The organism is Nitratireductor indicus C115, from assembly GCF_000300515.1.
Lineage (GTDB): Bacteria > Pseudomonadota > Alphaproteobacteria > Rhizobiales > Rhizobiaceae > Nitratireductor > Nitratireductor indicus.
In genome coordinates this window covers 172,940-191,642 of the sequence record NZ_AMSI01000002.1, presented here as the reverse complement: position 1 = coordinate 191,642, position 18,703 = coordinate 172,940, and the positions used below count along the sequence as shown (strand labels likewise).

23 protein-coding genes are annotated in these 18,703 nt (G+C 60.3%); 8 read left to right on the top strand and 15 right to left on the bottom strand.

The genetic code is table 11. The annotated features are described in order from the left end of the window. Nucleotides 1-37: 37 nt before the first annotated feature. Together NA8A_RS03535 and NA8A_RS03530 are read right to left on the bottom strand one after the other, a co-directional pair. Nucleotides 38-739, bottom strand: a complete 702-nt coding sequence (locus NA8A_RS03535) for a retropepsin-like aspartic protease family protein (protein ID WP_143087894.1) — start codon at nt 737-739, stop codon at nt 38-40. Nucleotides 740-741: 2 nt separating this feature from the next. Beyond that, nucleotides 742-963 (bottom strand): DUF1289 domain-containing protein, encoded by a 222-nt coding sequence (locus NA8A_RS03530; protein ID WP_009755980.1) that lies wholly within the window; start codon nt 961-963, stop codon nt 742-744. Between the two features lie 161 nt (nt 964-1,124). Between NA8A_RS03530 and NA8A_RS03525 the strand changes: the two genes are divergently transcribed. Next, nucleotides 1,125-2,090: a nicotinate-nucleotide--dimethylbenzimidazole phosphoribosyltransferase gene (locus NA8A_RS03525; protein WP_040671694.1), complete on the top strand. Its 966-nt coding sequence runs from the start codon at nt 1,125-1,127 to the stop codon at nt 2,088-2,090. Between the two features lie 91 nt (nt 2,091-2,181). Here the strand turns inward: NA8A_RS03525 and NA8A_RS03520 are convergent, their stop codons facing one another. Beyond that, nucleotides 2,182-3,708 carry a sensor histidine kinase gene (locus NA8A_RS03520; RefSeq protein WP_009755978.1) on the bottom strand — a complete coding sequence of 509 codons (1,527 nt, stop codon included), beginning with the start codon at nt 3,706-3,708 and terminating at the stop codon, nt 2,182-2,184. Between the two features lie 65 nt (nt 3,709-3,773). Here NA8A_RS03520 and NA8A_RS03515 point away from each other — a divergent pair, with 65 nt between their 5' ends. The 4 genes from NA8A_RS03515 to NA8A_RS03500 all read left to right on the top strand — a co-directional run bounded on the left by NA8A_RS03515 (nt 3,774) and on the right by NA8A_RS03500 (nt 6,232). Further along, on the top strand, nt 3,774-4,394 hold the full coding sequence (locus NA8A_RS03515; RefSeq protein ID WP_009755977.1) for a thermonuclease family protein: 621 nt from the start codon (nt 3,774-3,776) through the stop codon (nt 4,392-4,394). After that, entirely contained in the window at nt 4,391-5,002 is a 612-nt protein-coding gene (locus tag NA8A_RS03510) for a glutathione S-transferase (RefSeq protein WP_009755976.1), read from the top strand. The genes NA8A_RS03515 and NA8A_RS03510 overlap by 4 nt, the downstream gene beginning before the upstream one ends. A gap of 12 nt (nt 5,003-5,014) precedes the next feature. Beyond that, the gene (locus tag NA8A_RS03505) at nt 5,015-5,638 is read left to right on the top strand and encodes a uracil-DNA glycosylase family protein (RefSeq protein ID WP_009755975.1); all 624 of its coding nucleotides are present in this window, start codon (nt 5,015-5,017) and stop codon (nt 5,636-5,638) included. Nucleotides 5,639-5,737: 99 nt separating this feature from the next. Further along, nucleotides 5,738-6,232: an Lrp/AsnC family transcriptional regulator gene (locus NA8A_RS03500; RefSeq protein ID WP_009755974.1), complete on the top strand. Its 495-nt coding sequence runs from the start codon at nt 5,738-5,740 to the stop codon at nt 6,230-6,232. Between the two features lie 126 nt (nt 6,233-6,358). Here NA8A_RS03500 and NA8A_RS03495 read toward each other — a convergent pair whose 3' ends face one another. The 9 genes from NA8A_RS03495 to moaA form a co-directional block, all read right to left on the bottom strand. Continuing rightward, entirely contained in the window at nt 6,359-7,231 is an 873-nt protein-coding gene (locus NA8A_RS03495) for an NAD(P)-dependent oxidoreductase (RefSeq protein ID WP_009755973.1), read from the bottom strand. Nucleotides 7,232-7,277: 46 nt separating this feature from the next. Further along, the gene (locus NA8A_RS03490; protein WP_009755972.1) at nt 7,278-8,108 is read right to left on the bottom strand and encodes an ABC transporter permease; all 831 of its coding nucleotides are present in this window, start codon (nt 8,106-8,108) and stop codon (nt 7,278-7,280) included. Beyond that, nucleotides 8,105-8,818, bottom strand: coding sequence for an ABC transporter permease (locus NA8A_RS03485; protein ID WP_009755971.1), 714 nt, complete (start codon nt 8,816-8,818; stop codon nt 8,105-8,107). Before NA8A_RS03485 ends, NA8A_RS03490 begins: the two co-directional genes overlap by 4 nt. Before the next feature lie 110 nt (nt 8,819-8,928). Beyond that, nucleotides 8,929-9,711 carry an ABC transporter substrate-binding protein gene (locus NA8A_RS03480; protein WP_009755970.1) on the bottom strand — a complete coding sequence of 261 codons (783 nt, stop codon included), beginning with the start codon at nt 9,709-9,711 and terminating at the stop codon, nt 8,929-8,931. A 120-nt stretch (nt 9,712-9,831) separates the two neighbouring features. Next, nucleotides 9,832-10,353, bottom strand: coding sequence for a molybdopterin-guanine dinucleotide biosynthesis protein B (gene mobB / locus NA8A_RS03475; RefSeq protein WP_009755969.1), 522 nt, complete (start codon nt 10,351-10,353; stop codon nt 9,832-9,834). Then, a complete protein-coding gene (gene mobA / locus NA8A_RS03470; protein WP_009755968.1) occupies nt 10,350-11,003 on the bottom strand; it encodes a molybdenum cofactor guanylyltransferase MobA in 654 nt (217 codons plus the stop codon). Before mobA ends, mobB begins: the two co-directional genes overlap by 4 nt. 14 nt (nt 11,004-11,017) lie before the next feature. Then, nucleotides 11,018-12,223, bottom strand: a complete 1,206-nt coding sequence (locus NA8A_RS03465) for a multidrug effflux MFS transporter (protein WP_009755967.1) — start codon at nt 12,221-12,223, stop codon at nt 11,018-11,020. A 64-nt stretch (nt 12,224-12,287) separates the two neighbouring features. Beyond that, entirely contained in the window at nt 12,288-13,214 is a 927-nt protein-coding gene (locus NA8A_RS03460) for a DMT family transporter (protein ID WP_040671767.1), read from the bottom strand. A gap of 184 nt (nt 13,215-13,398) precedes the next feature. Continuing rightward, nucleotides 13,399-14,433, bottom strand: a complete 1,035-nt coding sequence (gene moaA / locus NA8A_RS03455) for a GTP 3',8-cyclase MoaA (protein WP_009755965.1) — start codon at nt 14,431-14,433, stop codon at nt 13,399-13,401. A 176-nt stretch (nt 14,434-14,609) separates the two neighbouring features. On the opposite strand from moaA, the gene NA8A_RS03450 reads away from it, so the two are divergent. Together NA8A_RS03450 and NA8A_RS03445 are read left to right on the top strand one after the other, a co-directional pair. After that, nucleotides 14,610-14,963 (top strand): gamma-butyrobetaine hydroxylase family protein, encoded by a 354-nt coding sequence (locus NA8A_RS03450; protein ID WP_009755964.1) that lies wholly within the window; start codon nt 14,610-14,612, stop codon nt 14,961-14,963. Further along, the gene (locus tag NA8A_RS03445) at nt 14,953-15,582 is read left to right on the top strand and encodes a pyridoxamine 5'-phosphate oxidase family protein (RefSeq protein ID WP_009755963.1); all 630 of its coding nucleotides are present in this window, start codon (nt 14,953-14,955) and stop codon (nt 15,580-15,582) included. The genes NA8A_RS03450 and NA8A_RS03445 overlap by 11 nt, the downstream gene beginning before the upstream one ends. A gap of 112 nt (nt 15,583-15,694) precedes the next feature. Here NA8A_RS03445 and NA8A_RS03440 read toward each other — a convergent pair whose 3' ends face one another. Both NA8A_RS03440 and NA8A_RS03435 read right to left on the bottom strand, forming a co-directional pair. Then, nucleotides 15,695-16,045: a VOC family protein gene (locus NA8A_RS03440; protein ID WP_009755962.1), complete on the bottom strand. Its 351-nt coding sequence runs from the start codon at nt 16,043-16,045 to the stop codon at nt 15,695-15,697. Nucleotides 16,046-16,061: 16 nt separating this feature from the next. Further along, on the bottom strand, nt 16,062-17,234 hold the full coding sequence (locus NA8A_RS03435) for an MFS transporter (RefSeq protein WP_040671693.1): 1,173 nt from the start codon (nt 17,232-17,234) through the stop codon (nt 16,062-16,064). Between the two features lie 176 nt (nt 17,235-17,410). Here NA8A_RS03435 and NA8A_RS03430 point away from each other — a divergent pair, with 176 nt between their 5' ends. Then, on the top strand, nt 17,411-18,235 hold the full coding sequence (locus NA8A_RS03430) for an AraC family transcriptional regulator (RefSeq protein WP_009755960.1): 825 nt from the start codon (nt 17,411-17,413) through the stop codon (nt 18,233-18,235). On the opposite strand, the gene NA8A_RS03425 is transcribed toward NA8A_RS03430, so the two are convergent. Continuing rightward, complete coding sequence (locus tag NA8A_RS03425) at nt 18,210-18,674, bottom strand: MarR family winged helix-turn-helix transcriptional regulator (protein ID WP_009755959.1); 465 nt, start codon at nt 18,672-18,674, stop codon at nt 18,210-18,212. The genes NA8A_RS03430 and NA8A_RS03425 overlap by 26 nt on opposite strands. Nucleotides 18,675-18,703 lie beyond the last annotated feature (29 nt).

Genomic DNA, 18,703 nt, shown 5'->3' with positions numbered 1-18,703 from the left:
AAATGCCCCGATCCACCGGATCGGGGCATTTTGCGTTTCAGTCGCGCAGGATGAGGCGGTCGCCGCGCAGGTCGAAACCGGAAAGCGTGTCGATGAAGCTCATGCCCAGAAGGCTGCGTCCGAGCTGGCCGGGCTGGGCGATATAGACGGTCAAATCTCGCCGGACGATGGCGCCAATCTCCAGCGTGTCTATGCGGGCGCGGGCAACCAGCGCGTTTCCGTTGGCGGTGGAAACCGGAATGTGAAAGGCAAGTCCGTCCGTTTTAACGCCAATCGCTTCTGTGTCGCTGAAGGTAAGAACGATGCCGCTCGCGCCGGTGTCGACCAGCATGCGCACGGGTTTTCCGTCGATTTGCGCCCTGACTTCGAAGTGGCCGCCTGGAGCACGTTCGAGGAGGACATGTGCCGAGCCGTTTTCGCTGCCAAGCGAGATGGGGCTTCCAGGGACGAGGCCAGCTGATACCCGGTGGGCGACGTCCTGCAGTTCGTAACGGTACTGATAGACCGCAACCAGCGCCAGAAGCAGAAAACTCCAGAAGGCAATCGAACGGGCTGCTTCGCGAAGCCGGATGCCGCCGCCGAAGACACCGAGAAGCAGAACGCCACCCCAAAGGGAGAGATAAAGCGCTCCGGCAAAAACATTGTTCTCGATCCCCAGAATGGAGCCGGCATCATTGTTCGCGATGAGCAGGATGAGACCCGCGCCGAGAATTGCCATCAATATCCAGAAAAGCCGCATGATCACTCGCGCCTTGTCGCTGGACGTCGCGGGTGATCCCCATGCCCGGCATTGCCGAGCCGTTGAAGCCTTGCGGGGAGCTTTTCCATGACGGCATCCCGTTCGGAAGGCGCCATGGCGACCCATCCGGCAATCTCGGCGCCGGTTCGTCCGCAGCCGACGCAGAAGCTCGTCACGGGATCGAGCGAACAGACCAGAATGCAAGGGGATCGGATTTCTGCCATCCACTTTCACATGGGACATTCGGAGGGCGTGCGCAAGGCTGAGGCGTTGATCGCTGCACATGAAAACAGTGCGTTGCGCCGGGCATGCGCGTCACGGTGGCCATTGCATGAGGCGGCGGGGGCGGTTATGCCGTCGCAGGATTTCAATCGGATGGACTTTCATGAGCGTTTCCGGAATGCCCTTTGACGATGTGCGCGACCTGTTACGGGAACTGAAAGCTCCCGACCGTACTGACAGCGTTCGCATGGCCGAAGCCTTTGCGCGTGCAGGTTACGGCGGAAACGGTCTTGGGCGCATGAAGGATCTGGCGCTGTGGCTCGCTGCAACACGCGGGCGCGTGCCGCCGATGGTCGGCAAGGCGGGTATCGCCCTTTACGCCTCGACGCATGGGTTCTATTTACCCGGTGCCGACCCGCTGGCCGCCCAGAGAGCGCGGGTGGATAGTGTTGCCGCGGGAGCTGCGGCGGTGTCGCATCTTTGCGTCGCGAACGATCTTGCTCTCAACGTGTTCGACCTGGCGCTGGACCTGCCTTCGGGCGATATCACCGTAGAGGATGCGCTCGATGAGCGCGCCTGCGCGGCTACCATCGCCTTCGGCATGGAAGCGACTGCTGAACGCGGGGATCTTCTGTGTGTCGGAGCGGTCGGTGAACAGAGCAAGGTTGCCGCCCTTGCGGTTCTGTGCGCCCTGCATGGTGAAAAGGCAGAAGCGCTCGGCTCGGACGCTGCCAAGATCGTGCAGGCGGCGCTGCAGAGCCATGACGGCCATCTCGATGATCCACTCGAAGTTCTGCGGCGGCTTGGCGGTCGCGATATCGCTGCACTTACCGGGGCCATACTGGCGGCTCGGGCGCAGCAGATTCCTGTCGTCCTTGAGGGCCTTGCAGCGCTCGCTGCTGCTGCCGTTCTGCACAAGATGTCGGCGGGGTCCATCACGCATTGTATGCTGGCGGGAGCCGGAAGCTCGGCGGAAGCGCAGGCCGCGTCGCGCCTGGGGCTTGCATCGGTCATCGATCTCGGAATCGCCGAAGGCGAGGGATGCGCTTCTGCGATGGCTGCCGGGGTGCTGAAATCCGCGGCAATTCTTGCCGGTGGCGCTGCTGAGATCGCCCGGCGCGTGAGCTAGCATATCTTACTGCCGTGCGTCCTTTTGGTCGCACGGCTCTCCATCTTCTTGCTTGCTGCATTGAAACGCGTGCGGCAACTTTTCCAGAAAGTCAGATTCTGCCTGCCGCAGCGCTTTTGCGCTCCTGCGGGATTGCCGGCAGTTCTTCCATCACGCGGCTGCGCGGGAAGGCGACTATAGCCTCCGTGCCGGCGCGCAGCTTCGATTTCAGTTCGAAGACGCCGCCATGGAGGTCTGTCAGGCCCTGGACGATGGGCAGACCCAGTCCCGTGCCCTGTTCGGCGCTTTTGATGGCGATGGCACCCTGACCAAACGCGGCCAGAACAACAGGCAGTTCATCCTCGGCTATCCCGGGACCATTGTCCTTGATGGCGACATATTGCCCGCCGCCCGCGGTCCAACCGACGCGAATGCTTATTTCACCGCCACTCGGTGTGAATTTTACCGCATTTGACAACAGATTGAGGGCGATCTGGCGAATGGCACGTTCGTCGGCGAAAAGCCGCAGAAGCGTCGGTTCCACCTGCAGGCTGAGGCGGATGTTCTTTGCTTGCGTCTTGAGTTCGATCAGACGACAGCTTTCCTCGATCACATCGCCCAGCATCAAGGGTTCTTCGTTGAGCTGATATCTGCCGGCTTCGATGCGCGACAGGTCGAGGATTTCGTTGATCAGTTCCAGAAGATGCTTGCCGGAGGCGTGAATGTCCTTGGCATAGTCACGGTAGGTCGGGTTTGCGAGAGGTCCGAGAACCTCGCCGGCCATCACCTCGGAAAATCCTAGAATGGCGTTGAGTGGGGTGCGCAATTCATGGCTCATGGAGGCCAGGAAACGGGATTTGGCAAGATTTGCTTCCTCGGCGCGCCGGCGCGCCTCGTCAGAGAGGGCCTTGGCCGTTTCGAGTTCGCCGATAAGGCCGTCCTTCTCGCGCTCGAAGGCCAGAAGTGTCAGTGCCGAACGGGCGCGCTGTTGCGCCACATAGGCGAAGAAGGGCAGCGAGATCGACACAAGGATCGCCATAGCGATCTGGGCGGGATCGTGCTGGCTGGCGGCGCGGAATGCGAAGATGCAGACCGGCAGCGCAAATGCGGCCACGAGGGCGCCGCCAAGCGAAGCGCTGATCATGGCTGTGCCGGCGAGTACGGCGAGAAGCACCACAGCCTGGAACACGGGCAACTGGGTCGCACCGCATTCGGTGCATCCCAGAAAGGCGAAATAGGCCCATCCGAGCCCGCTGACAAAATGCGCCAGGAAGAAGCCGCGCCGGGTGCGTTCTGCCTCGATTTCATTGCGGGAGAGGCGGTCCGTCCGGCGCGCCATCAGGTAGAGCGGCGCGTAAAGAAGTGTTGTTGCGAGTGCCCAGCCGGGCGCTTCGGCACCGGCGCCAATGGCAAATCCCGCGAGGCAAAGCACGATGACGAGAAGTGGGAGAGCGACCGCATTTTTCAGCACGGAGCGCGCATGCAACTGCAGCATGTCGCGATTGAAATCGGGAGTGCCCGCCTTTTCGGACAGGCGGTCGCGTGTGAGGCGCACTGTCCGGTCCACATTGCTGTTGCGATGCGGCCGGGTGCGGTCCACAATAAATTTGTCGGCCGTTCTTGAAGGTTCCGGCGTCATCGCCCCAAATCACGTTCACGCTGTTCGCCGCCACGCTATCGCGGAATGATTAAGAGACCCTTCTGTTGACGAAACGCCGCCGCCGTTATCCGCGCAAGCGCAGCCCATGGTGGCGTCTTTCGGATGTGCTGACCACCGTGATCCTGATCGGCGTGCTTGTGCTGGCGGTGGACAGGTTTCAACGTCAGGCAGAAGTCAGCCTTTCGGGCGCGGTCACGGTCAATGATGGCGACACGCTTACTCTTTCGGGCGAGCGCATCCGTTTGAAGGGGCTTGATGCGCCGGAATACTCGCAGACATGCAGCAGGAACGGCGTGGCCTATTCCTGCGGCCGTGAGGCACGTTCTATGCTGCAGAGGCTGGTGTCATCGGGCAAGGTGGTGTGCGAGGGATATGAACGTGACCGCTACGAACGTCTTCTGGCGCGTTGCTCGGTGAACGGCAAGGATATCGGCGCTGCGCTCGTGGAGGCGGGCGGGGCTGTTGCCTATGGCGATTACGATCGCGAGGAAGCCATGGCTCGGCGGGCGCGCAAGGGAATCTGGGATGGCACATTCGATGCGCCACGTGACTGGCGTGCAAGACATGGTGGGCCAGCCGACGAAACAAGGGAGGCGGGGCTGCTGCAGCGCCTGCGGGAGTTTTTTCGAGGCCTGATCAAGAGCTGGAGTGAGGAGACGACATGAAGCTTTTCGATGGTGGGCGTGCACCCAATCCGCGCCGGGTGCGCATCTTTCTAGCCGAGAAGGGGATCGAGGTCCCGATCGAGCCGGTCGACATGGGCGAGATGGGGCATCGCTCCAATGCCATGACGAGCCGCAATCCTCTGCAACGGTTGCCGGTTTTGGAGCTGAATGACGGAACGATTCTCACGGAAACCGTGGCGATCTGCCGTTATTTCGAGATGCTCCATCCACAGCCCCCTCTCATGGGTACAGGTGCGCTCGGAAGCGCTCTCGTTGAGATGTGGCAACGGCGTATGGAGTTTCATCTTTTCCTCCCTGTTGCCCAGGTTTTCCGGCATCTGCACCCTGCGATGAAAGAATGGGAGGTGCCGCAGGTTGCCGAATGGGGAGAGGCGAACCGGCCCAAGGTGATGGAATTTCTCAAATTCCTGGATGGACATCTGGCCGACAAGCCATTCATCGCCGGTGAGGATTACACGATTGCCGATATCACCGGGCTCGTCAGCATCGATTTCATGAAGCCCGCAAAGCTCACCCTTCCGGAAGGACTCGATAATGTGGCGCGCTGGTATCACACGGTTGCGGGGCGACCGAGCGCTAAGGCTTGATCGAAGACGGCGATGAACGAAACCTTCGAGGAGCTGCTCCACCGAATCAGGGCTTGCCGCATTTGCGTGGAAGAGCCCATCGCTGCGCCTTTGCCGCATGAGCCTCGTCCCGTGGTGGTGGGATCGCACAGGGCGCGGGTGTTGATTGCAGGGCAAGCACCTGGAACACGCGTGCACGCGTCCGGCATTCCCTTTGACGATCGCTCGGGGGACCGGTTGCGCGATTGGCTGCAGGTCGACCGGGAGGTCTTCTACGATCCTGACCATTTCGCCATTGCACCGATGGGATTCTGTTTTCCAGGCCTCGATGCAAAGGGTGGAGATCTTCCCCCGCGCCGCGAATGTGCACCCGCCTGGCGCCACACCTTGTTGGAGCACATGCCGCAGATCGAGCTTGTGCTGGTGATCGGACAATATGCGCAAGCCTGGCATCTGGGTACGGACCGGCACGCGAGACTGACCGATACGGTGCACGACTGGCGGCGATTCTTCGAGCGGGACGCGAGGCCACGTGTCCTGCCTCTGCCGCACCCTTCCTGGCGCAATACCGGCTGGCTGAAAAAGAATCCCTGGTTCGAGGCTGATCTGCTCCCTGTGCTGAGGGAGCAAATTCGGCGGTATGTTGGGCCGAAATAGGGAATTATCAACCTTCATTTCAGTTTTTGTGGCAAAATCTTTCTTGTTTAAGCGCCTTATGATGGCCATGTTAGGAAAGTATTTTCCTCGGAGACCGTGATGGACCGCCTCGACCGCAAGATTTTGCGCCTGCTGCAAGAAAATTCGACCCTTGCCGTTGCCGACATTGCAAAAAAAGTCGGGCTTTCAACGACGCCTTGCTGGCGGCGCATCCAGAAGCTTGAGGAAGAAGGGGTCATCCGCCGCCGGGTGGCGATCCTCGATCCCGAGAAGATCAACGCCAAGGTGAACGTGTTCGTCTCGATCCGCACGAACATGCACAGCCATGAGTGGCTGAAGCGCTTCTCGGAGGTGATCCAGCAGTTTCCCGAGGTGGTCGAGTTCTATCGCATGAGCGGCGATGTGGATTATCTGCTGCGCGTGGTGGTGCCCGACATCGCTGCCTATGATGCGTTTTACAAGAAGCTCATCGGCAAGATCGAAATCCGCGATGTCTCCTCGACATTTGCCATGGAGCAGATCAAGAACACGACCGAATTACCGCTCGACTATCTCGTGCTCGACAAGGAAAGTGGAGCAAGCGCTTCAGCTTGAACGTCCGCTTCAGGCCAGGATACCTGCCGGTCATATCCCAAGCGAAGGATGCCGGCGCCGTGCCTCATGGGAGATGCACGGCGCGGCGGCAGGGTGGACAGCGTCTTCTGCCTGCGTATCCGGTTCCTATTCGGCTTCGAGCCGGGCGAGGAGTGAGGAAGTATCCCAGCGTCCGCCGCCCATCTTCTGCACGTCCTTGTAGAACTGATCGACGAGGGCGGTGACCGGCAGGCTTGCGCCGTTGCGGTCAGCTTCGGCAAGACAGATGCCCAGGTCCTTGCGCATCCAGTCCACCGCGAAGCCGAAATCATATTTGCTCTGCTTCATCGTCTTGTGGCGGTTTTCCATCTGCCAGGAGCCGGCAGCCCCCTTGGAAATGACGTCGACGACCTTTTCGATGTCCAGACCCGCCTTGCGCCCGAAGTGGAGCCCTTCCGAAAGACCCTGCACGAGACCCGCAATGCAGATCTGGTTGATCATCTTGGTCAGCTGGCCGGCGCCGGCAGGTCCCATGAGACCAACCATGCGCGCATAGGCTTCGATGACGGGGCTTGCCTTGTCGAAGATGGCCTGGTCACCGCCGCACATGACCGTCAGGACACCGTTCTCCGCACCGGCCTGCCCGCCGGAGACGGGGGCGTCGAGGAAATGGATGCCGCGTTTTGTGGCCTCCGCATCGAGTTCACGGGTGACCTCGGCCGACGCCGTGGTGTTGTCGATGAAGACCGCACCCTTCTTCATGCTCTGGAAGGCTCCGTCGGGGCCAAGGGTGACGGACCGCAGGTCCTCGTCATTGCCCACGCAGGCGAAGACGAAGTCCTTGCCGCTTGCTGCCTCCTTAGGCGTCGCAGCCGCGCCGCCGCCATGTTCGCTTACCCATTTGTCGGCTTTGGCGGATGTGCGATTATAGACCGTTACGGAATGCCCGCCCTTGTGTTTCAGATGGGCGGCCATCGGGTATCCCATGACGCCAAGTCCGATGAATGCTACGTCAGCCATGCCTTGAAATTCTCCCTGAATGCTATGCTCGGCATCTGGCGCCCCGTCAGCGCTTCAGATGCCGTGTGATGCGCTTCTCGATCAGGTCGATGAGATTGCGCAATAGTTCGACGAGGGCAAGATAGATCAGCGCGGCCCAGATGTAAGTCTGGAAATCGAACGTCTGGGAATAAGCGCGGCGGGTTTCGCCCATAAGGTCGAAAACGGTGATGATGGCAACGATCGCGGATCCCTTGATCATGAGGATGACTTCGTTGCCATAGGGCCTCAAGGCCACGATCATGGCCTGTGGAATGATGATCTTGCGGATGGCCAGAAGCTTCGGAATGCCGAGCGCCGAGGCGGCTTCCCATTGGCCGCGCCCCACACTCCCTATGGCGCCGCGCAATATCTCCGCCTGATAGGCGGCGGTGTTGAGCGTGAAGGCGAAGAGCGCGCAATTCCAGGCATCGCGGAAAAAACTCCACAGACCGATTGCCTGGAGTTCGGGGCGGAAGGACCCGAGGCCGTAATAGATCAGGAAGGTCTGCGCCAGGAGCGGCGTTCCGCGGAAGAAGTAGACATAGGCGTAGGCGAGGGCGGAGAGGAACCTGTTTTCCGACATGCGCCCATAGGCAATAGGGATCGACAGAAGCGCGCCGAAAATCACTGACAGGACCACAAGCTGAATGGTGATCCAAAGGCCGGACATATAGCGCGGGGCATAGCGCTCGAAGAGCGTCGGATTCCAGGATTCCACCATGAAGGCCGCAACGGCGAGCGCAAGTGCTGCCCAGATGCACAGAAGCACGACGCCGAGGGTGCGTTGATGCGTCCACGGAGCCTTTTGAACCGGCGGGCGTTCGGCGGGGGTAAGAGAGCCAGGCGCAGCCGTCATCGCACCGCTCCCGCGCGTTCAGCCCGGCGTTCGATGGCGGCTATGGCAATCGACGAGAGCATGGCGAGCGCCAGATAGATGAGACAGGCAAGGCCAAAAAACAGAAACGCTTCCTTCGTCACGCGAGCGGCAACCTGGCTCTGCCGCAACACATCCGCGATGCCGATCACCGATACGAGCGCGGTGTCCTTGATCAGGATGAGCCAGAGATTGGAAAGGCCGGGCAGGGCGAGACGCAGGAGTTGCGGGGCGATGACCAGCCGCATTGTCTGGCTCGAAGAAAGACCTACCGCATACCCTCCCTCATACTGGCCACTGGGAATGGCGCGGAATGCGGCAAGGAAGACCTCGCTTGCGTAGGAGGAGAAGACAGCGCCAAGCGCCACCATTCCCGCAACGAACGCGTTGATTTCTATGCTGGCGGCCGGGTCGAAAAAATGGATGAGCTTCTGAAGGCCGATCTGCGCGCCGTAAAAGACGAGAAAGAGTGTCAGAAGTTCGGGAAGCCCGCGGAAGATGGTTGTGTAGATATTGGCGGCAAGCCGGAGGAACCGATCCGGCGAACGCTTTCCCAAGGCAACGAGAAAACCGAGTGCAAGGCCGACAGGCAGCGTTGCCAAGGCGAGCGAGACAGTGATGACGACGCCGGCCGCGATATTGTCGCCCCAGCCCTCGGGGCCGAAGCTCAAGAGGGTGAATACCCTTTCCATATGCCGATTTTCCCCCTACCGGCTTTGCCCGCTTCTGTGGCGGGATAATTGTGCGGGCGGCAATCGTTTGTTGCGCCGCCCGCCTCGAAGGCAATCATAAATGCCGAAGCTTAGTCGCCATAAACATCAAACGAAAAGTGCTTCTCGTTGATTTCTTTGTATTTTCCATTTTCACGAATGGCCTTGATTGCGGCGTTCAGCTTCTCGCGCAGGTCATTGTCGCCCTTGCGGACGGCAATGCCGATGCCAGGTCCGTAAATTTCCTCGATCGGGGTCAGCGTGCCCGCGATCTTGCAGCAGGCGCCGTCATCCGTCTTCAGGAATTCGTCAAGCACCACCACGTCGTCGATGACGGCATCGAGGCGCCCGTTGATGATGTCGAGCTTGTATTCTTCCGACGTCGGGTAGAGCTTCACGTCGCTGTCGGTGAAGGTCTTTTCCGCATAGGTGGAGTGGGTTGTCGAACCCTGCGCGCCGATTGTCTTGCCGGCCAGATCTTCCTTCGTCACGCCCTTGATGTCGCTGTCCTTGGGCACCACGATGGCGGGCGGGGTGTTGTAGTATTTGTCGGTGAAATCCACTTCCTTCTTGCGATCCTCATTGATCGACATGGAAGCGATGATCGCATCGAATTTTCCGGCCTGGAGTGCGGGAATGATGCCGTCCCAGTCCTGGGTGACGAATTCGCACTCCGCCTTCATCTCCTCGCAGAGCGCCCGGGCGATGTCGATGTCGAAGCCTTCAAGCTTGCCATCCGATGTCAGGTTGTTGAAAGGCGGGTAGGCGCCTTCGGTGCCGATCTTTACTTTCATGCCCTGCGCATTGGCAGCGCCCAGGGTGAAGGCAAGAAACGCGGCCGGGAGGGCAAGTGCGACACGTCTTGAAATACGCATTCGGGTTCCTCTCTGTTATGTTTTCCGTTTGCCGATCAGGCGGCTACGGATTTTGAACCCGGATATTCCCATCGTTTCACGCGAGATTGCAACTGCAAAGCTGCTTCGCGCAGTAGTCGCTCATCCTGTAGAACTCGTCAGGCCTGTATTGCGCAGGATAAAATCCGCGATTGCCCGAACGTCATCTATATCGAAACGCGGCAGGCCCTGCGTTTCCGTCTCGTGATCGCTGGCAATTGCTGCGATTGCCGGATCTTTATCGGCAAGCGGGGCCGTGTCTTTCGCTCCCAGGCGCCGGCATTCGATCTTCGGATGAGATTCACGCTTGAAACCTTCGATCAGGACGAGGTCACACGGGGAAAGACGGGCAAGCATTTCATCGAGAGACGGTTCTGCATTCTCGCCCAGTTCGTGCATCAGGGCCCAGCGGCGGCCTGAGACGATGGCAACCTCCGAAGCACCGGCCGCGCGATGACGGAATGAATCCGTGCCCTCCCGGTCGATATCGAAGTCGTGATGGGCATGTTTGAGTGTCGCAATGCGCAGGCCACGGCCCACCAATTCGCCCACGAGGCGCTCTGTCAGTGTGGTTTTTCCTGAGTTCTTCCAGCCGACAATGCCGTACACGGCTTTCGCGTTCATTCCTGCTTTCCCGCTTGTTCGCCTTTCAGAGGCCCCGTTTCGGCAGCGCCGCGTGCTGCTGCCAGGTCCTCTGGCGTATTGATGTTGAAGAAGGGGTCAAAGCCGGCGCTGAAGGCAAAGTCCGCGATTGCGGCTCCATGCTTTTCAATCGCATAGGCTGTGACGCGGCGCGGCTGGCCTGAAGAAATATGAGCTGCGAGATCGTCAGCCAGCCCGGTGGGCCACAACCCGAATGTCGGATGAGGGCGGCCGCCGGATCCCGCCAAAACGATGCGTTCCTCGTTGTCTCCGGCAGTTTCGAGGAAGCTGCGAACGAGGTCTTCGGGGAAGAACGGGGTGTCGGCGGCAACGGTGACGACCCGCCTGAAGTGTATTTTATGCGCTGCGGCCCAGCGCATTGCGGCCAGAATGCCCCCTAGCGGGCCCACCTGTTCAGGCAGGGGGTCTGCGACGATGTCGAGGGCAAGCGGCGAAAAGCGGGAGGGATCGCCGTTCGCGTTCAGCGCCAATGCGGTCACCTGCGGCTCCAGCCGCCCGATCACGCGTTCAAGCAGGGTCGAGTGACCGATGGTGAGCATTCCCTTGTCTGCGCCACCCATCCGGCTGGCGCGGCCGCCGGCCAGAATCACTCCGGCGATGGGGCTTAGCATCTCTTCCTCATCGATCAGATTTCGCCTCTTTGGCGGGCAACATGCATCACGTAGAGCGATGCGACAATGCCGAGCGCCGACGCAGTGAGCATGATCCAGATCAGCGGGTAGGGGCCGGAAACGGGTGTCAGCATCAGGCCCGCGAGCACGGAAAGTGCCGCGCCCCCGCCGATCTGCAACGCACCGCCAAGGCCGGAGGCTGAACCGGCCAGATGCGGCCGGACACTGACAATGCCTGCATTCGCGTTCGGCAGGGTCATGCCGTTTCCCATGCCAAGCAGGAGGGATGGCCCGAACAGAGACAACGGATGCATACAGCCCATGGAGAACAGAAACAGCGACAGAAGCAGTCCGGACGAAGCGATGACATTGCCGGCGAGCATCATCCTATTGAGCCCGATCTGGCGGGAAAAACGGCCTGACGAGAAGTTGCCGATCATGTAGCCGATCGAGATGAGAATGAAATAGGTGCCGTATTGGGATGGGGTCAGGTGGAGGATCTGTGTCGCGACATATGGCCCGCCGCCTAAAAAGGCGAAGAAGGCGCCCGATGCGAATGCGGCCGTTGCCGTGTATCCCCAGAAACGGCGGGCGCGGAAAAGCTCCGGATAGCTCTTGAGCTGCGCGAGCATGCTCGATGTAGGTTGATGGTTGGTCTCGCCGAGGTTGAGATAGACAACGACGATCGAGAAAATCCCGAAGGCAAGCGCCAGATAGAATGTTGCCTGCCAGCCATAGAATTCATCCAGGAAGCCGCCGATAAAGGGGCCGATCATCGGGACCAGGGTCATGCCCATGGTCACATAGCCGATACGGCTGGCGGCACTGTCGGCATCCACCGTGTCGCGAATGATGGCGCGCGAAAGCACCATGCCTGCGGCAGAAAACGCCTGCAGAACCCGGCAGATGAGGAAAAGGATGATATCGGTGGTGAAGATCGCGGCGAAAGTGCTGAGGATGAAGATCACGAAACATACAAGCATCACCGGCCGGCGTCCAAACCTGTCGGAGGCAGGGCCTATGAAAAGCTGCAGCAAGGCCGTTGCGGCCAGATAAAGCGAAACCGCCAGCTGCACGAGGGCATAGTCGGTTTGGAAATAGGCCGCCATGCCCGGCAGCGACGGCAGGAAAATGTTCATCGACAATGAACCGGTGGCCGTGGCGATGACCAATGTCAGAATATGCGGCGGTTTCGCCGGTGCTTGCGGCAGCAAGGCCATTCTCCTCCCCGAATGGTTTTCCGACAATGCTGAAATGCGGTTGCCGGACCTGGTGTTTCCGGCGCTATTTCTCCTCCGGTGCGAGCTCGGGCGCGGTGCTTGCGGCGACCGGGCGGTTCTTGTCGACGATCCTTTCGCGATAAAGCGTGTAAAGGCCCGAACAAACGACGATGCACGCCCCAACGAGCATTGCGATATCAGGCCGTTCGCCGAAAATGACGAAGCCGAGCATCATGGCCCACAGCAGCGATGTGTAGCGGAAAGGGGCGATGAACGAGAGATCGCCAAGACGCAGGGCCATGACGATGAACTGGTATCCCACCACGATGAATGAACCGGCCAGAATGAGGAGGATCAGGGAATAGCCATCGATTGGCGACCAGCCGCCCGTGGGCGCGATCAGGGCGCCGCCAGCCATCGACACGAAGGCTGCGGTGACCATCGAGATCATGTGTGTGGGGATGTTGGAGGGCACGAGCCGGGTGACGATATCGCGCATCGCGCTGAAAGCCACCACGCCGAGACCAAAGAGCGAATACAGATTGAAGCTCTCGGCACCCGGCCTGATAATGATCAGAATGCCGATGAAGCCCACGATGATGGCGCTCCAGCGGCGCCAACCGACCGGCTCGGCCAGAAAGAGCGCCGCTCCCATGGTGACCGCAAGCGGCTGGACCTGAAGAACGGCTGCGAGGCTGGAAATCGGTGTGTGGCTGATGGCGATCAGAAAGCAGACATTGCCGCCAATCTCGCCAATCACGCGCAGCATCATCATGGGATGGGCTAGCGCCCGCAGATTGAGGTTGGCAAAGGCTCCGAAGCGCCAGGCAATCAGAGCGAGCAGGGCCGTTGCGATCACACCGCGCAAAAACATGATCTGGCCGAGATTCATGTCTGCGGTCAGCAGTTTTGTCATGGCGTCGTTGCAGGTGAACCCGGCCATCGACACGGCCAGGAAAAGCGCACCCCGCAAATTCGATGAAACGGCCAACGGAACCTCGAGCCCAGATGCCGGCAGCCGAAAGACCTGCTGCCCCGCCATGGCGGAAGAATTGGAACAGTGCGATCAGCGAGGCGATATGCTCCCGGAATCGGCCAACGCTAGGTCGCCCTGACCCTTTTGGCAATCGGCTATATCCAGAAACTGTATCGTTAAAGAAGGAGAGGTCCGACCCTCAACCTCCGGTCACGCTCATATGGCGGGAGACGGAGGGCCGCCTCGTGCGGCGGTCGATGACGAAATCGTGCCCCTTCGGCTTGCGCCCGATGGCTTCGTCGATTGCCGAAGACAGGAGTTCATTGCCTTCCGAGGCCCGCAACGCCTCGCGGAGGTCCGCCGCATCGTCCTGCCCAAGGCACATATAGAGCGTGCCGGTGCAGGTGATGCGTACCCGATTGCAGCTCTCGCAGAAATTATGGGTCATCGGTGTGATGAAGCCAAGGCGTCCGCCGGTTTCTGCGACTTCCACGTAGCGCGCCGGGCCACCGGTCTTGAACGGGATATCGGTAAGCGTGAAGTCGTGCTCGAGGCTTGCGCGCAGAAGCGACAGGGGCAGGTATTGGTCTGTCCGGTCGGCGTCGATCTCGCCCATAGGCATGGTTTCGATCACCGTCATGTCCATTCCGCGCCCATGCGCCCAGCGCATCATTTCGGGAATTTCCTGCTCGTTGAAACCCTTCAATGCGACGGTGTTGATCTTCACGTGCAGGCCCGCAGCCTCCGCGGCCTCAATGCCGCGCATCACCTTGTCGAGCTTGCCCCAGCGGGTGATCGCCTGGAATTTTTCCGGATCGAGCGTGTCGATGGAGACGTTTATGCGCCGCACGCCGCAATCGGCCAGTTCGCCGGCGAAACGCTCGAGCTGGGAGCCGTTGCTGGTCAACGTCAGTTCCTCAAGCGCACCGGAGCGGATGTGCCGGGAGAGCTGGCGGATCAGATGCATGATGTTCTTGCGCACAAGCGGCTCACCGCCTGTCAGGCGCAGGCGGCGCACACCCTTCTCGATAAAGACGGAGCAAAGACGATCCAGTTCCTCAAGGCTCAGCAGGTCGCGCTTGGGCAGGAAGGTCATGTCTTCTGCCATGCAATAGACGCAACGGAAGTCGCAACGATCCGTCACCGAAACGCGCAGATAGTCGATCGTACGACCAAAGGGGTCGATCATGCTGCTTTGCGGCAGGTTTATGGGCTGTGTCTTCGAAGCTTGCATGTCCGCTTGCTGTTGTCCGAAATGATCCTGAGAATGTGTTTCTTCTGTCGCGGCAATTCAAGCGCAAGCTAACACTCGTCATGGGGAGAGAGCAATTGTGCCAGGAGAAATGCGTTGATGTCCGGTTTGCCTGATTTGGAAAATCATCTAATGCGGGGCAGGAAAGGCGGTGAAACATGAAACCACCAAGGGAATTACGCGTCTCCAGCGACCGTTCTGATATGATCGTCTCCTTTCCGGAACAGGAGCCGGTCGCTCTTTCGGCGGAATTCTTGCGGGTGGTTTCTCCCTCCGCCGAGGTTCAGGGCCATTCGCCTGACCAGCGCATCACCGTGCCGGGCAAACGGCGCGTGACCATTGCCCGTGTCGAGCCGGTGGGAAATTACGCGGTGCGGATCGTGTTTTCCGACGGCCATCAGAGCGGCATCTACACCTGGGTTTATCTTCATGAACTTGTCACGAAGAAGGACGAGAAGTGGCAGGGCTATCTCGATGAGTTGAAGGAAAAGGGATTGAGCCGTGGCGACTGAGGAACCTCAGCATATCATTGAAACCGTTGCGGCACTGGAAGCGCTTTATGGGACTCCGGGGGAAACCTCGCTGGTGAAGGTAACCGAGCGCATCATCCCCGAATATGCCGCGCTGATCACCGCATCGCCCTTCGTCGCGCTGGCGACGGTCGGACCGGAAGGAATCGATTGCTCGCCGCGTGGCGATCAACCGGGTTTCGTACGGATTCACGACGAGCGCACCTTGATGATTCCGGATCGACGCGGCAACAACCGGGTGGATTCTCTGCGCAATATCGTGCGCGATGGCCGGGTTGCTCTCCTGTTTCTCATTCCGGGGTCAGGAACCACCCTGCGGGTAAACGGACGGGCAAGACTTTCGGTGGACCCGGCACTTTGTGAAAGCTTTGCCGTGGAGGACAAGGCACCGCGTTCGGTGATCGTGATCGGCGTCGAAGAAGTCTATTTCCAATGCGCGCGTGCCATCGTCCGCTCGCAGCTCTGGAACGGCGAAAGACATGTGAACCCGTCGGAATTGCCGAGCCCCGGTGCCATTTTGCAGGCGACCAGCAAGGCGCGGATCGATGGCGCAGCCTATGACGAAGAGTGGCCGGAACGGGCGTGCAAATCGCTCTGGTAGCAAGGGCAGCCCAGTGCGCCGTGCGTCTTTCCGGGCGCGCAAAGAACTCTCAATCTTCTTTTTCTCAGCATTTATGCGGGCGTCAGACGCTGCCACCCGACTGCAAAATGCTTCAGCGGTGAACGAGAATGTTCACCAGCTTGCCGAAGGGGTCGCGTGTGTAGAAGCGACGGACGCCCCAGGGTTCGTCCGCCGGCCCGTATTCGATGGGCAGTCCTGCCTGACGGACCCGGGCCAGCGTTTCCTCGAGGTCGTCGACCTCAATGGATAAATCCGGCACGGGCGTGCCGGAGCCGCCTTCCGTGGCAAAGCTGATCTGCACGCTCATGCGCTGCTCCGAGCCGAATGTCGTTATCCAGCCGTGATCCATCTGGATGTCGAGACCGAGCACGTCGCCGTAAAACCGGCGGGCGGCTGCGATGTCGCCCACCTGGAAATTGGAAACGATGCGCTTGACGGTCATGCCGGGGCCTTTCCTGTCATCCTTCCCTTTTTAGATTGGGGAGGAAGACCGTCAAGAGGCCGAGCATCGGCAGAAAGGCGCAGACGCGATAGACAAACTCGATGCCCTTGTGGTCGGCGATGATGCCGAGCACGGCCGCACCGAGCCCGCCCAGGCCAAAGGCAAAGCCGAAGAACATGCCGGCCACCATGCCCACGCGCCCGGGCAGGAGTTCCTGCGCAAAGACCACGATCTGCGGGAATGCGGAAGCCAGAATGAGGCCGATGATGACGGTCAGGATCGGCGTCCAGAACAGGTTTGCATAGGGGAGAGCCAGGGTGAAAGGCAACACGCCGAGAATCGAGAACCAAATCACCGTCTTGGAGCCGATGCGGTCACCGATAATTCCGCCGAGAACGGTGCCGGCGGCGACCGAACCGAGAAACACGAAGAGCAGGATTTGCGACTGCTGCACCGAGACGCCGAACTTCTCGATCAGGAAGAAGGTGTAGTAGCTGGAGATGCCTGCCATGTAGATGTGCTTGGCAAAAACCAGCGAAATCAGGACGGCAATGGACAAGGCCACCCTGCCGCGCGGCAAGGTGAGTTCCTTGGAAACCTTGCGGCGCGAGGCGGTACGGGCGCTGTAGCGGCTGTACCACGCGCCCACGCGCCATAATATGATCATGCCGATGAGTGCGGCGAGCGAGAACCAGCCGACGCTACCCTGCCCACGCGGTACGACGATGAAAGCGGCCAGGAGCGGGCCGATGGCGGTGCCGGCATTGCCGCCGACCTGGAAGATCGCCTGGGCGAGTCCATAGCGGCCGCCCGAGGCGAGGCGGGCCACGCGCGACGATTCGGGATGGAAGATCGCAGAGCCGAAGCCGATGAACATCGCGCCCACCACCAGGAACGGATAGTTGCCTGCAGTCGCCAGGAGAAGCAGGCCCACGAAGGTGGAGCCCATGCCCACCGAGAGCGAATAGGGCATTGGCCGCTTGTCGGCGGCGAGACCGATCGCCGGCTGAAGAAGAGAGGCCGTGACCTGAAACGCCATGGTGAGGAGGCCGATCTGCCAGAAGTCCAGCGCATAGTCGCGCTTGAGCATCGGATAGATAGCGGCCAGCATGGACTGCATGATGTCGTTCAGCATGTGGCAGAAGCTGACGGCGAGAAGGACGGCGAAGGTCGTCTTCTCGGTCTGCATCGGTACCTGGTTTGCTGTCGTATCGGTCACGGGACTGCTCCGTAAAAAACGCGGTGCGGCAGGCTGCCGCGGCTGGGCGCGGTTATACTCGGGTTGCGTGTGACCTTCTTCAGTGATTTGGTCTAGTTTTTTTGCAAGTGGGCCAGACGATGAAAGAGCTGGGACAGGACGGCTCAATGCAGTCCGTCAGAAAGCGTGTTGAACTGGATGAGCGCCGCCGTTCCTGGCTCGAGGAAGCGGATGGCGAAATCGTGGTCTGGCAAAGCGCGTATCCCGACGGGTTTCGAGTGGCACTGCATCGGCACAGCCGTGCGCAGCTTCTATATGCCCGTTCGGGTGTGGTTCTGGTGCAGACGGCCATTGGCCACTGGATGGTGCCGGCGGGCCATGCGATCTGGATTCCGGCTGGCGTCGATCATGCCGTGGATATGCTGAGCGGTGTGTTGATGCACTCGGCATATGTCTTGCCTGGCGCCATCGAAGGCCTGCCGGAAACGCTGCGGGTAGTTGCCATGACCAACCTCATGCGCAGCCTTCTGGCCGAAGCGGTGCCGCTTCCCTATGAGGCCCGGCCGACGGGGCGGGCAGGGCTGCTGCATGGCCTGATACTGCATGAAATTCCGCGGCTTTCGGAGATGCCGCTCGGTTTGCCGTTTCCGACCGACGAGCGCATGGCGCGCCTGTGCAGGAATTTTCTCGAAGCGCCGACAAGCCGCGTGACCATCAATGAATGGGCGCAAGATCTGGGCATGAGCCGGCGCACCTTCACCCGGCGGTTTCAACAGGAAACGGGCGTCAGCCTTTCCCTCTGGCGCCAGCAGGCAAGTCTTTTTGCAGCCTTGCCGCGCCTGACCGAAGGGCAGCCCGTCACCAATGTCGCGCTCGATCTCGGTTATGAGAGCGTTGCGGCGTTCACCACCATGTTCAAGCGCATGCTCGGAGCTTCGCCGCGGGCCTATCTGCAGGCAGCCGACATCAGTCTTCCGCAAGGACCTCGCTGATCCGCCGCATCTGCTCGCCCATGGCCTCGCAGGCCTCGGGCGTCGATTGCGCCATGACGCGGTCGATCAGCCGGGTGTAGACCTCCAGCGCTTCCATAAGGCGTGCCTCGCCTTCCGGCGTGAGGTGAAGCCGCAGGATGCGCTTGTCGGAAGCATCGTTCTCTCGGCGAACGAGCCCCTGCGCTTCAAGCTGCGGCAGCAGCATGGTGATGTTGGAGCGTCCAACCAGAAGCCGCCGGGCGAGATCGTGCTGCGACTGACCCGGATGACGGTAGAGGTTCATCAACATGTCAAGCTGGGCAATCTTCAGGCCAAGGGGTTCAAGGCCTTTTCCGAGTGCGCGCACGATGGCTTTTTCGGCGCGGGCAACGGCGATCCAGGTGCGGAAGCGCGGATTGTCCCAGGGCAGGTTTGCGGCGAGCTCTTGCTTCTTGTTCATGTTTGAACTAATTTTGTTCATCCTTGAAC

Coding starts and splice junctions, on each gene's coding strand:
- NA8A_RS03535 (WP_143087894.1), bottom strand. CDS start 739: ATGCGGCTTTTCTGGATATTGATGGCAATTCTCGGCGCGGGTCTCATC.
- NA8A_RS03530 (WP_009755980.1), bottom strand. CDS start 963: ATGGCAGAAATCCGATCCCCTTGCATTCTGGTCTGTTCGCTCGATCCC.
- NA8A_RS03510 (WP_009755976.1), top strand. CDS start 4,391: ATGAAGCTTTTCGATGGTGGGCGTGCACCCAATCCGCGCCGGGTGCGC.
- NA8A_RS03500 (WP_009755974.1), top strand. CDS start 5,738: ATGGACCGCCTCGACCGCAAGATTTTGCGCCTGCTGCAAGAAAATTCG.
- NA8A_RS03440 (WP_009755962.1), bottom strand. CDS start 16,045: ATGACCGTCAAGCGCATCGTTTCCAATTTCCAGGTGGGCGACATCGCA.
- NA8A_RS03425 (WP_009755959.1), bottom strand. CDS start 18,674: ATGAACAAGAAGCAAGAGCTCGCCGCAAACCTGCCCTGGGACAATCCG.
- NA8A_RS03435 (WP_040671693.1), bottom strand. CDS start 17,234: ATGCAGACCGAGAAGACGACCTTCGCCGTCCTTCTCGCCGTCAGCTTC.
- NA8A_RS03505 (WP_009755975.1), top strand. CDS start 5,015: ATGAACGAAACCTTCGAGGAGCTGCTCCACCGAATCAGGGCTTGCCGC.
- moaA (WP_009755965.1), bottom strand. CDS start 14,433: ATGCAAGCTTCGAAGACACAGCCCATAAACCTGCCGCAAAGCAGCATG.
- mobA (WP_009755968.1), bottom strand. CDS start 11,003: ATGCTAAGCCCCATCGCCGGAGTGATTCTGGCCGGCGGCCGCGCCAGC.
- NA8A_RS03490 (WP_009755972.1), bottom strand. CDS start 8,108: ATGACGGCTGCGCCTGGCTCTCTTACCCCCGCCGAACGCCCGCCGGTT.
- mobB (WP_009755969.1), bottom strand. CDS start 10,353: ATGAACGCGAAAGCCGTGTACGGCATTGTCGGCTGGAAGAACTCAGGA.
- NA8A_RS03485 (WP_009755971.1), bottom strand. CDS start 8,818: ATGGAAAGGGTATTCACCCTCTTGAGCTTCGGCCCCGAGGGCTGGGGC.
- NA8A_RS03465 (WP_009755967.1), bottom strand. CDS start 12,223: ATGGCCTTGCTGCCGCAAGCACCGGCGAAACCGCCGCATATTCTGACA.
- NA8A_RS03480 (WP_009755970.1), bottom strand. CDS start 9,711: ATGCGTATTTCAAGACGTGTCGCACTTGCCCTCCCGGCCGCGTTTCTT.
- NA8A_RS03525 (WP_040671694.1), top strand. CDS start 1,125: ATGAGCGTTTCCGGAATGCCCTTTGACGATGTGCGCGACCTGTTACGG.
- NA8A_RS03430 (WP_009755960.1), top strand. CDS start 17,411: ATGCAGTCCGTCAGAAAGCGTGTTGAACTGGATGAGCGCCGCCGTTCC.
- NA8A_RS03520 (WP_009755978.1), bottom strand. CDS start 3,708: ATGACGCCGGAACCTTCAAGAACGGCCGACAAATTTATTGTGGACCGC.
- NA8A_RS03450 (WP_009755964.1), top strand. CDS start 14,610: ATGAAACCACCAAGGGAATTACGCGTCTCCAGCGACCGTTCTGATATG.
- NA8A_RS03495 (WP_009755973.1), bottom strand. CDS start 7,231: ATGGCTGACGTAGCATTCATCGGACTTGGCGTCATGGGATACCCGATG.